Source organism: Clostridium sp. CM036 (genome assembly GCF_055081135.1).
In genome coordinates, this window is the sequence record NZ_CM143652.1 from 620,451 (window position 1) to 633,034 (window position 12,584).

General features: G+C 31.8%; 12 protein-coding genes. 10 read left to right on the forward strand and 2 right to left on the reverse strand.

What is annotated here, in order from left to right:
- From secF to ACWJKE_RS02950, 9 genes are all read left to right on the forward strand, one after another.
- Window positions 1-867, forward strand: a complete 867-nt coding sequence (secF, locus tag ACWJKE_RS02910; RefSeq protein WP_462952967.1) for a protein translocase subunit SecF — start codon at window positions 1-3, stop codon at window positions 865-867.
- 245 nt (window positions 868-1,112) lie between these two features.
- Window positions 1,113-1,991, forward strand: a complete 879-nt coding sequence (locus ACWJKE_RS02915) for a DHH family phosphoesterase (RefSeq protein WP_216302789.1) — start codon at window positions 1,113-1,115, stop codon at window positions 1,989-1,991.
- A 76-nt stretch (window positions 1,992-2,067) separates the two neighbouring features.
- Entirely contained in the window at window positions 2,068-2,586 is a 519-nt protein-coding gene (locus ACWJKE_RS02920) for an adenine phosphoribosyltransferase (RefSeq protein WP_165412768.1), read from the forward strand.
- A gap of 128 nt (window positions 2,587-2,714) precedes the next feature.
- Entirely contained in the window at window positions 2,715-4,898 is a 2,184-nt protein-coding gene (locus tag ACWJKE_RS02925) for a RelA/SpoT family protein (RefSeq protein ID WP_165412767.1), read from the forward strand.
- 36 nt (window positions 4,899-4,934) lie between these two features.
- Entirely contained in the window at window positions 4,935-5,381 is a 447-nt protein-coding gene (dtd, locus tag ACWJKE_RS02930; RefSeq protein WP_165412766.1) for a D-aminoacyl-tRNA deacylase, read from the forward strand.
- 10 nt (window positions 5,382-5,391) lie between these two features.
- Window positions 5,392-6,000: an MBL fold metallo-hydrolase gene (locus ACWJKE_RS02935; protein WP_462959145.1), complete on the forward strand. Its 609-nt coding sequence runs from the start codon at window positions 5,392-5,394 to the stop codon at window positions 5,998-6,000.
- 56 nt (window positions 6,001-6,056) lie between these two features.
- A complete protein-coding gene (locus tag ACWJKE_RS02940) occupies window positions 6,057-7,484 on the forward strand; it encodes a coproporphyrinogen III oxidase (RefSeq protein ID WP_216302792.1) in 1,428 nt (475 codons plus the stop codon).
- 57 nt (window positions 7,485-7,541) lie between these two features.
- The gene (aspS, locus tag ACWJKE_RS02945) at window positions 7,542-9,323 is read left to right on the forward strand and encodes an aspartate--tRNA ligase (protein ID WP_216302793.1); all 1,782 of its coding nucleotides are present in this window, start codon (window positions 7,542-7,544) and stop codon (window positions 9,321-9,323) included.
- Between the two features lie 73 nt (window positions 9,324-9,396).
- Window positions 9,397-9,684: a metal-sensitive transcriptional regulator gene (locus tag ACWJKE_RS02950; protein WP_216302794.1), complete on the forward strand. Its 288-nt coding sequence runs from the start codon at window positions 9,397-9,399 to the stop codon at window positions 9,682-9,684.
- Window positions 9,685-9,715: 31 nt separating this feature from the next.
- Here ACWJKE_RS02950 and ACWJKE_RS02955 read toward each other — a convergent pair whose 3' ends face one another.
- Window positions 9,716-10,141: a threonine/serine exporter family protein gene (locus ACWJKE_RS02955; RefSeq protein WP_216302795.1), complete on the reverse strand. Its 426-nt coding sequence runs from the start codon at window positions 10,139-10,141 to the stop codon at window positions 9,716-9,718.
- A complete protein-coding gene (locus ACWJKE_RS02960) occupies window positions 10,138-10,911 on the reverse strand; it encodes a threonine/serine exporter family protein (RefSeq protein WP_216302796.1) in 774 nt (257 codons plus the stop codon). Before ACWJKE_RS02960 ends, ACWJKE_RS02955 begins: the two co-directional genes overlap by 4 nt.
- A gap of 418 nt (window positions 10,912-11,329) precedes the next feature.
- Between ACWJKE_RS02960 and ACWJKE_RS02965 the strand changes: the two genes are divergently transcribed.
- Window positions 11,330-12,559, forward strand: coding sequence for a serine hydroxymethyltransferase (locus ACWJKE_RS02965; RefSeq protein ID WP_216302797.1), 1,230 nt, complete (start codon window positions 11,330-11,332; stop codon window positions 12,557-12,559).
- The last annotated feature ends 25 nt before the right edge of the window (window positions 12,560-12,584 follow it).

The window sequence follows — 12,584 nt, forward strand, 5'->3', positions numbered from 1 at the left end:
ATGCTAAAAATAGTTGAAAAAACAAAACTATGGTTTGCTATGTCTCTATTCATAATTGTAATAGGAATGGGGTTCATGGTAACAAAGGGGCTAAACTTAGGTATAGATTTTAAAGGTGGTACAGCACTTACTATAAATATGAAGCAGGAATTTAAAAAAGCCGATGTAGATAAAATAATTGATAAGCACGCAAAGGGTGAATACTTATCAAAAACATTAGATGATGGTAAGGATTTGGAAATAACCATAAAAAGTGATGCTCTTTCTGCTGATGAAACAGCAACCATGCTAAAAGAAATTAAGAAAGAGTTTAAAGCTAGTGAATTAACTGCACAAGATACGATAGGCGCGTCTGTTGGTAGTGAATTACAGACAAAAGCTATGAGGGGCTTAATTATTGCTATGATTTGTATGCTAGCGTATATAGGATTAAGATTTGAATTTAAATTCGGAGTTGCAGCCATAATTGCATTACTACATGATATTCTAATTATGGTTGGAGTGTATGCAGTAGTCCAAATACCGGTAAACGCAACGTTTATAGCGGCTATTCTGACTATAGTTGGTTACTCTATTAATGATACTATTGTTGTATTTGATAGAATAAGAGAAAATCAAAAGAATATGAGGAAAGCGTCTATAGAAGATATTACTAATGCCAGTATTACACAAACCATGGCAAGATCAATAAATACAGTTGCTACAACTTTATTTACTATAATTGCGGTATATATATTTGTACCATCTATAAGAGAGCTTAGTTTACCATTAATAATCGGTATATTAGTTGGATGTTATTCTTCAATTTTTATAGCAAGTCCTGTTTGGGTGTTGCTTAAAAAAAGAAGTAAGAAAGCAACAGTCTAAGCTGCTTAAGATTACTAATATGTAACAGATAACTAAGCTAAGGATTGTTTCAAATGGTTAAAAATTAAAGCAGAGAAGTATGATGTATTAATTACTTCTTTGCTTTTTATTTTTATAAAAGGAAATTAGAAAATTTAAAATCAATTATTGAGTAGGGAATCATTGGAATATAATACTTTTGTATTTATTAAAAAAACTAATTTAAATTATACCAATGTGTTTTTTATTAACTTTGGGGAGCTTTTATGCTGGATTATCTTAAAAACATGCAAATGAATAAAAATAGCTATATAGATTACAATATGTATAATCCATTTTTATTAAAAGGAATGGAAGCTGCATTATATAGAGTTGTCAAAGCTATAAATGAGAGAGAAAAAATTGTCCTTTATGGTTTTTATGATGTGGATAGTATTACGGCAATTTCTTTATTGATGCTAGTACTGAAGTTTGTAAATGCTGATGTTGAGTATTTTATACCAAGTGAACTAAGTGAAAACCGTGATTTAAATGAAAAAGATATTAATAATCATATAAAATATTTAGGACCAGGACTTATAATAACATTAGGCTGTGGAATCAATTCTATCAGTGAAATAGAATCATGTAAATACATAGGAATTGATGTTATAGTCACAGATTTTCACGAACCTATTAAAAACGTTCCTGACACTATTGTTGTGGATCCACAACAGAGGGGTTGCAATTATCCATTCAAGGGATTATGTGCTTCAGGGCTTACATTTAAACTAGCGCAAGCAATTTCGTCTTACTACAAGATGAAGTCCATAAATAAATATATGGATTTGGTAATGATAGGTACTAGTTATAGTAAAACAAAGCTTGAAAGTGAAAATAAAATAATCGCAGAGGAAGGTATAAAGCAATTAAAGTGCACCAATAATTATGGAATTTGTGCACTTCTAAAAACTCATAATATTAAGATTATTAATGAAGATACAGTATTGAAATTGGCATTAAAGGTAATGCCTACAATTAATCCTGTTGGAAGAATGGATAATGCTAAAATTGTTGTTGAGTTATTTATTACCACAGATAAAAATAGAGCACTACAGATATCAAAGTACTTAGATAATGAACTAAAAAATAGTCTCGTATTTTAACGACAATTTAGAAGGAAAGTCTCCCACTTATATAAGTGGAAGTATATACCTTGATTTTACTTTAGGGGGAATAACTGTGGATTTAAAAAATAGTATAAGAATAATAGAAAATTTTCCGAAAAAAGGTATCAGTTTTAAAGACATAACTACGTTACTACAAGATGGTAATGCACTTAAGTACACTATAGATGGTATGGTAGCATATTTAAAAGATAAGCAAATAGATGTTATAGTGGGACCAGAAGCAAGAGGGTTTTTATTCGGTGTACCAGTGGCTTATGCTCTTGGCGCAGGATTTGTACCAGTTAGAAAACCTGGTAAGTTACCTTATGACTCAATAGAAATTGAGTATGCCCTTGAATATGGCACGGATAAACTTGAAATTCATAAAGATGCAATAAAGCCTGGACAAAAAGTAGCGATAGTCGACGATTTACTTGCGACGGGTGGGACAGTTGTAGCAGTAACAAAACTTATAGAGCAAATGGGTGGAGAAGTTGTTTCCTTAAACTTTGTAATTGAATTAACAGAGCTTAATGGAAAAGACAAATTGCAGGGTTATGATATAAAGTCTCTTGTAAAATATGATATTTAGTTCTTATTTAAATTTAGTGTAGTGAATTACTAAATTAAAATTGCAAAATCCTACAAGATATTATATAATATTAGTAAAAAGTATTGGCTGGTTATTTAACCAGCCTTTGATTTTAGGAGTGTATAAGCATGTTAGAAAAATTGTTACATAAGATTGAAACTAATTGTAATGCTGTAGACAAAGATCTTATTATTAAAGCCTTTAATTTTTCTTACGCTGCACATAAAGAGCAAAAGAGAGAGTCGGGTGAGCCTTATATTGTGCACCCATTAGAAGTAGCCTGCATTTTAGCAGAGATGGGACTTGATACTAGCACAATTGTTGCAGGTTTGCTTCATGATGTAATTGAAGACACCGTATATTCTTTTGATGATGTAAGCAGGGAGTTTAACATAGAAGTAGCAAATTTAGTGGAGGGTGTAACTAAGCTTGGACTAATAAAATATAAGACTAAGGAAGAGGAACAAGCTGATAATGTTCGCAAAATGCTCTTAGCCATGGCAAAGGATATTAGGGTTATCCTTATTAAGCTTGCAGATAGACTTCATAATATGCGAACGCTTAAATATATGCCAGTTGCAAAGCAAAAACAAAAGGCAAAAGAAACTTTGGATATTTATGCACCTCTCGCTCACAGACTTGGAATGTCTAAGATTAAATGGGAACTCGAGGACTTATCACTCAGGTATTTAAATCCGAACGAATATTATAATTTAGTAAGAAAAATTGCAGAAAAAAGAGCTGAGAGAGAAGAAAATATAGATAACATAGTGATGGAATTAAAGTTCAACTTAAATATTGTTGGAATAGAAGCTGAAATGGATGGAAGACCAAAACATTTTTACAGCATTTATAGAAAGATGGTTACTAAAAATAAGACTTTAGATCAAGTTTTTGATTTAACGGCAGTTAGAATTTTAGTAAATGATATTGGAAATTGTTATGCAGCTCTAGGTATAGTGCATACTGTGTATAAACCAATTCCTGGAAGGTTTAAAGACTATATTGCAATGCCAAAACCCAACATGTATCAATCATTACATTCAACGGTGATAGGACCGCACGGGAAACCTTTTGAAATACAAATTAGAACATACGAGATGCATAAAACAGCAGAATATGGCATTGCAGCTCATTGGAAGTATAAAGAGGGGATAGAGGGCAGTGGAGAGCAAAATTCTGACCCTAAATTTTCATGGCTTAAGGATATTCTTGAGTGGCAAGGGGAAACTTTTGACGCAGAAGAGTTTATGGAAGGGTTTAAAACTGATTTGTTTTCAGATGAAGTTTTTGTATTTTCGCCAAAGGGTGAGGTTATTAATTTACCACTTGACGCAACGCCAATTGATTTTGCTTATAGAATTCATACAGATATAGGGCATAAGTGCATGGGTGCGAAAGTAAATGGAAGAATGGTACCTTTAGAATACCACTTGAAAACTGGAGAAATAGTTGAAATTGTAACTTCATCTACGCCTAAGGGACCTAGTATTGATTGGCTGAATATTACAAAGAGCAATCAAGCTAAGAGTAAAATAAAAGCTTGGTTTAAAAAGGCTAAAAGAGATGAGAGTATTGAAAAAGGTAAAGAATTATTAGAAAGGGAATCTAAGAGACAAGGATATAATTTTGGAGAAATTGCTAAGGGCGAAGCAATAGAAAAAATATATAAGAAATATAATTTTAGAACTGTAGACGATTTATTTGCTTATGTTGGAGTGGGAGATATTATGCCTCCAACTGTAATTAATAGGTTGAGAGAGAGTTTTGAAAATAAAAACAAGCAAGAGAATATGACCATTGAGGACATTGAGCAAAAGATAACCAAGAGTGAATGTAAAGATGATAAAAAAATAATGGATTACCAAGGTCTAATAGTTAAGGGTGAGGGCAATTTACTTGTGAGGTTTGCTAAGTGCTGTAATCCAGTTCCAGGTGATGAAATAGTAGGGTACATCACTAAGGGACGAGGAGTTTCTGTTCATAGACGCGATTGCAAAAATGTTGAAGCTTTAATAAATAGTGAAATAAATAAAGTGGTTGAGGTAAGCTGGGGAGCGCCCGAAGGAAAAGGCTATATTACCGAGATTCAAATTAAAGCTGATGATACGTATGGACTATTGTCTCATATTATGGAGATAATAACGCTTACAAAAACACAATTATACTCAATCAATGCAAAAACTTTAAAAAATAATGTGGCTTTAATAAATATAAAGCTACGAGTTGCTGATATTGAGAATTTGAAAGAACTACAAAAGAAAATCACTAAGTTAACGGGTGTAATGGAAGTTTATAGAATAAAAAATTAAGAGAATTGTTTTGCTTAATTTAGGAGAGGAATATTTATGAGAGCAGTAGTGCAAAGAGTTAAATCATCAAAAGTTGAAGTTAGTGGTAAATTAGTTAGTGAAATAGGTTTTGGATTAAATGTTTTACTTGGAATCTGCGAAGGCGACACGGAGGATGATATAAAATTCCTAAAGGATAAGATATTAAACCTGAGGATTTTTGAAGAAGATGGGAAAATGAGTAAGTCATTAATAGACGTAGGGGGGGAACTTCTTGTAGTTTCTCAATTTACGTTATATGGAGATTGCAGAAAAGGTAGAAGACCAAATTTTATGAGAGCTCTTGGTGGAGAGCAAGCTGAAATATTATATTTAGAATTTGTTAAGCAGTGTAGTGAAGTGTTAGGTAAAGTTAAAACTGGAGATTTTGGAGAAGATATGCAGGTTTATATACAGAATGATGGACCAGTAACCTTACTTTTAGAGAGTAAAAAAGACTTCTAGGAGGATTAAAATGGAAATTAGAAAAGTTGTTACAGGAATATATGGATCAAATTGTTATATTGTAATGGATAAAAACACCAATGAAGCGATAGTGTTAGACCCAGGTGGAGATGTGGATGATATTGTTAAGGCCATAAATACTATAGGTGCAAAAGTTAAGTATATACTATTGACACATGGACATCTAGATCATACATCAGGAGTCGCGCAGCTTAAAACCATCACAAATGCAGTAGTGTGTATGAGTAAAAAAGACGATGATTTAATAACTAAAGGCGTAAATTTGTTTGGGCCGCTTATTGAAGGTGGAGCAGATAAGTTACTAAAGAATGGGGATATAATAAGAATTTCTAATTTGGAAATTACATGTATAGATACACCTGGACATACACCTGGTGGTATGAGCTTTTTAATAAAAAACTGTGCTTTCACCGGAGATACTCTTTTTGCAGGTTCAATCGGAAGAACAGATTTTGCAGGAGGAGATTTTAATACTATAATTACTAGTATTAAATCAAAGCTTTTATGTCTGCCAGAGAACACTATAGTGTATCCTGGTCACGGACCATGTAGCACGATAAATAATGAAAAATTAAACAATCCATTTTTACAGAATTAATATAAGGGATAATAGCACAAGGAATTTTATAAGCTATGTTTCATTAAGGAGTTAGGATGATTAAGGTAAAATTAAATAACGCAGAATTTAATTATGATGTATATCAAATCATAAATTTATTTTTTTTATTTCCAGATATTAAATTTGTTGAAGAAAATTATGATTTTAATATTGAAGTAAAAGAAGATATGGTAGTTATACAAAAGGGTTTTGAAAGTTTTGAGTACACAATTAATAAATTATACAAACTTAAAGAAGAGGTTAAAAAAGCTGTTTTCTTATATTTTTCAAAGGATACAACTCGTGAGCTACCGTGGGGAACTTTAATAGGAATTAGACCTTCTAAAAGAGCTCTTGAGCTACTCCAAAAGGATATTTCTGAGAAGGATATCATAGCTGAATTTAAAGAAAAACATATTACAAGGGAAGATAAGGCGCGACTTTGTATTGATGTTGCAAAGTTTGAAAAAAATATTGTAAACAAAGAGAAAGACAATATAAGTGTTTATATTGGTATGCCTTTTTGCCCTACACGTTGTTTATACTGTTCATTTGCATCTAATCCTATAAGCAGTTGCAAAAACATAGTAGAACCTTACCTTGAGGCATTGTCGCATGAAATTAAAGAGATAAGTGATTACGTTAAAGGTAAGAAGCTTAACATTGAATGTGTATATTTTGGAGGTGGTACTCCAACTTCCGTAAATGATGAGCAATTTGAATTTATAATGAAGTGTATTTATGAAGCTTTTATTCAAAATGATAATGTGAGTGAATTTACAGTAGAATGCGGAAGACCAGATAGTATTACCTTTGAAAAGTTAACTACAATGAAAAAGTATGGAGTACATAGGATAAGCATAAATCCTCAAACTATGAACGACGATACTTTGGAATTGATTGGGAGAACTCATTCTGTAAATAGTGTTAACGAAAAATTTGCTATGGCAAGGGAACTAGGCTTTGATAATATAAATATGGATTTAATAGTAGGGCTACCGGGAGAGAAGATTTCACATATAATAAGAACTTGCGATAAAATATCCCAAATGAAACCTGATAGTATTACAATTCATGGAATGTCCATAAAAAGAGCTTCAAAACTCCATGAAAATATGCTTAATAATTATAGGTTTCAAGTTCCAGCTCAAGAAGAATTAAACCAAATGTATGAGCACACTGTTGAATTATCTAAAAAACTTCATATGAAACCGTATTATATGTATAGGCAGAAAAATATGGTGGGCAATATGGAAAATATTGGATATACAACGCCTGGAAAAGAAGGAATATACAATATTCAAATGATTGAGGAGAAACAGACAGTTATTGCACTTGGTGCAGATGCAGTTTGTAAAGTTGTTTTTTTAGAGGAAAACAGACATGAAAGGTTTGCCAATATCAAAGATGTTAGAGAGTACGTAAAAAGAGTAGATGAGATGATTGATAAAAAAATTGAACTGCTCAATACTTTATATAATTGATAATTGAGAGTTGACAAATAAGTAATAAAAATAGTATTTAGAGAGGAAGGAAGTAAAATGGCAGAAGCATTAGATGGTTTAAAGAGAACCAATATGTGTGGTGATCTTAGGGAATCGCATATATCAAATAAAATAACAGTAATGGGTTGGGTTCAAAGAAAAAGAAATCTAGGAGGACTTGTTTTTATAGACTTAAGAGATAGAACAGGTTTATTACAATTAGTATTTGGAGAAGAAATAAATAAAGAGGCTTTTCAAAAGGCAGATTTAGTGAAACCAGAATACTGTATTGCTGTAACTGGGGAACTTATTAGAAGACAGTCTCCAAATGAAAATATGCCTACAGGACTTGTAGAGGTTAAAGGTGAAAACATAAAGATATTATCTGAATCAGAAACTCCGCCTATATATATAAAAGAAGGTTTAGATGCCTCAGAAAACGTACGTCTAAAATACAGATATCTTGATTTAAGAAGACCAGATATGCAAAAAATATTTATGATACGCCATAAAACAACTAAGGTTGTTCGCGATTTTTTAGATGAGAATGGTTTTTTAGAAATAGAAACACCTATGCTCACAAAAAGTACTCCAGAGGGTGCTCGCGACTATTTAGTCCCAAGCAGAAATTATAAAGGAATGTTCTATGCACTTCCACAATCACCACAATTGTTTAAACAATTATTAATGGTGTCTGGATATGATAAGTACTTCCAAATAGCAAGATGTTTTAGAGATGAAGATTTAAGATCAAATAGACAACCAGAGTTTACACAAATAGATATAGAAATGTCATTTGTTGAAGAAGAAGATGTTATAGCTGTTAATGAGGCTTTAATTAAAAAAGTATTTAAAGAAGTTGTAAATGAGGATGTTAAACTTCCTATAAAAAGAATTACATATAAAGAAGCTATGGATAAATATGGATCAGATAAACCAGATTTAAGATTTGGAATGGAAATAAAAGATATTACCCAAGAGGTAAAAGAATGTGAATTCGTAGTATTTAAAGGTGCCATAGATAATGGCGGCAGCGTACGAGCTATAAAGGTTAGTAATGCTGCAGATATGGGAAGAAAGAAGTTAGACAAATTAGGTGAATTTGTTAAGACTTATAGAGCAAAAGGACTTGCTTGGATTGCATATAAAGAAGATGGAATTAAATCGCCAATATCTAAATTTTTAAGTGATGAAGAAATGCAATCTGTTATAAATAAGGTAGACGCCAAAACTGGAGATTTAGTACTTATTGTTGCAGACAAAGATAGCGTTGCATTGCAGTCTTTAGGGGCATTAAGATTACAGGTAGCTAAAGATCTTGAAATTTTAAAAGATAATAAAGAATTTAACTTTGTATGGGTTACAGAGTTCCCATTATTTGATTATAGCGAAGAAGAAAATAGATATGTTGCTGCACACCATCCCTTCACGATGCCAATGGATGAAGATTTACAGTATCTAGAAAGTGAGCCAGGCAGAGTTCGTGCTAAAGCTTATGATATAGTCTTAAACGGAGAAGAATTAGGTGGAGGAAGTATTAGAATACATAATTCTAAACTGCAAGAAACTATGCTTAAAGTTTTGGGATTTACGCAGGAAAAAGCATGGGAAAGATTCGGATTCTTACTAGAATCATTCAAATACGGTCCACCACCACACGGCGGCCTTGCTTTTGGACTAGATAGAATGATAATGTTCTTAGCAGGAACTGAAAACATTAAAGATGTAATAGCATTTCCTAAGAATCAAAATGCCTACTGTCCAATGAGTGAAGCTCCAAATATGGTTGATGATAAACAGCTTAAAGAACTTGGTATCAAAAAAGCCACGGAGAAATAGGATACTGGCTTATTTTTTATTTGTTTGTGACTAACTGTCAATTGTCCACTATATTGTATAGGGGAGTGGTAAAATGATAAATGAAAAAGAAAAAACAATGAATGATGAATTAGTAAAAGATATCCAAGTGAGACTAAGAAAAATTGAAGGTCAGGTTAAAGGTATTGAAAAGATGGTTTCCAGCGAAGCTTGCTGCAAAAACATATTGGTGCAAGTTGCTGCAGCTAGAGCTGCTATGAATAAAGTTGGTGCTCTTGTTTTAGAGAGATATACAAAAAACTGTCTTATACATGAAGAGGATGCAATAGAGGAAAAAAAAATCGAAGAGTTAGTTTCAACTTTCCTTATGTTTTTAAAGTAAAAAATAAAGAAGTAAAATTTGATACTAAATTTTACTTCTTTATTTTTTTGAAAATTGAACTTATGGAGGATACGAATACAATTCCAATTGCAATTGAAATTGCGCTAAATAAAGTTTCAGCACCTTTGGATAGAGCAGCATTAAAATTACCCTTTACGGCCTCAAGAGTAGAATAATACATTCCACCACCGGGTACAAGTGGTATAATTGCGCAGATTACAAATATAGTCACAGGATTTTTATATATTCTTGCCATTATTTCTGAGTAAATACTTCCAACCATGGAGGCAAAGAATAATGAGAAAACTATGGAAGCTTGTAGTCTTGAGGCAAGAAGATAGGTGAACCAGCTTATGCCTCCACCAAGGGCGGCGATTACTAAGTTTTTACCTCTAATATTAAATAGTATTCCAAAACTAAGAGAACTTAAAAAAGCATAAAAAGAATTAACAATCATATAAGAGTACCTCCAAATAATAAGAACCATGTTTTGAAAACTATACTTGTGCCTGCAGCTATAGCAATGGCTATAAATAAAGCTTCTATTGTCCTAGAGATACCAGAAACTAAATCACCAGCAATAGTATCCCTTATTGCATTTGTTATGGCAATGCCAGGTGCTAGTATCATTATAGATCCTATTATTATAGTATCCATATTACCTACTAGACATAAAGACTTGGCTAAGAGGGCTATGAATGCAGCCAAAGAACCACCAAGCATGTATTTTAGAAAGCTATTTACATCTAATTTTTCTAAAAATAAACTTAAACAATTTATAAGTGCCCCAATTATAAGGGCTACAAAAAAGTCCTTATAATTTCCACCAAAAAGTAAAGTAAAAAATCCTGCGCAGATAGCAGAAAAAAATGTGGTGGTCTTCGGAGAATAAGGTGGTAAATTATTTATATAATCAATTTTTTTTCTTATATCACTCATAGATAATGGATTAGAAACTAATTCTCTAGATAGATTGTTAATCATGGCAACCTTACCAAGGTTAACTGTTCTAACATTTATTCTTCTAATTAATGATATAGTTTTATTTTCACTATTGGTTATGGAAACCATAATACCAGTAGGGGTAACAAAACTTTCAGTGATTGGTATGCCATAGGATTTACATATCATAGTGATTGTTTGCTCGACCCTGTAGGTTTCTCCACCATTTTCTAATATGATTTTACCAGCTTCAGTAGCTACATGAATGATATCATCAATATGCATGTTATCTCCTTTCAATATAAAATTAGTTTTTGTAGACTATTATAAGGCTTAAATATTTAATATTGTATTGCATATAATAAAATTTCTACACTATTATATACCATAAATCTATTAAATAATTATTAGTTGAAAAATTATTATTATTTATTAGCAGTTGTAGTAGGGAAATTGATACGTATACATAAACGTGTATAATATGACCATGGAATTAGAAGTGTGAAAATCCTATAATAATTATAGTTATTAAAAAAATTAGAAGATTTTCATATTCTTGTTGATAAATATGCCATTAACTTTTATAATATAAGTATAATACATATTTATATAATTTTAGAGTATTATTCTTATTTATTTTAAATTATTAATGAAACCGGTTTAGTGAATTGTTTAATCTAAAAGATGAGAGGAAGGATATGACATGACGGAATATTTAAAAAACAATGATTTGAAGGTTTACGATATTATTAAAGAGGAAAATGCGAGGCAAGAGGATCATATTGAACTAATAGCTTCTGAAAATGTTGTTAGCAGAGCTGTACTTGAAGCAAATGGTTCTATATTAACTAATAAATATGCAGAGGGATATCCTGCTAAAAGATATTATGGTGGTTGTGAAGTAGTTGATAAAATAGAAAATTTAGCTCGTGATAGAATGAAGGAACTTTTTGGAGCAGAACATGCTAACGTGCAACCTCATTCAGGTTCTCAAGCTAACATGGCTGTATATTTTTCAGTGCTTAAGCCAGGAGATACAGTATTAGGTATGAATTTGAGTCATGGTGGACACTTAACTCATGGTAGTTTAGTAAATTTTTCAGGGATTTTATATAACTTCGTTCCTTACGGTGTTAATTTAGAAACAGAAACTATAGATTATGAAAAAGTGAGAGCTTTAGCTAAAGAGCATAACCCTAAAATGATAGTTATTGGGGCGTCTGCTTACCCAAGAGCTATAGATTTTGCAGCATTTAGAGAAATTTGCGATGAAGTAAACGCATATATGTTTGTTGATATGGCTCATATAGCAGGACTTGTTGCAACAGGAGCACATGAGTCTCCAGTGCCATATGCTGATTTTGTTACTACTACAACACATAAAACACTAAGAGGACCTAGAGGTGGAGCAATTTTATGTAAAGAAAAATATGCAAAACAAGTAGACAAGTCTATTTTCCCAGGAATGCAAGGTGGACCATTAATGCATACTATTGCAGCTAAAGCTGTTTGCTTTGGAGAAGCTCTTAAACCAGAATTCAAAGTTTACATTGACCAAGTAGTTAAAAATGCAAAGGTATTGGGAGAAGAACTTTTAAAATATGGATTTAAATTAGTATCTGGAGGTACAGATAACCATCTTTTACTTATTGAATTAACAAACAAAGATATTACTGGAAAAGCAGCTGAAAAGTTATTAGATATTGTAGGTATTACTGTAAATAAAAATACTGTACCAAATGAAACTTTAAGTCCATTTGTTACAAGCGGCATAAGAATTGGTACGCCTGCTGTAACTACAAGAGGATTTAAAGAAGAAGAAATGAAAAAAATAGCTGAACTTATAAATGAAACTCTAGAAAATAGAGAAGGAAACTTAGAACCAATTAGAGAAAAAGTAGTACAATTATGTAGCAAATTCCCGTTATACTAGGGGAATAGAAACATAATATTTGTGT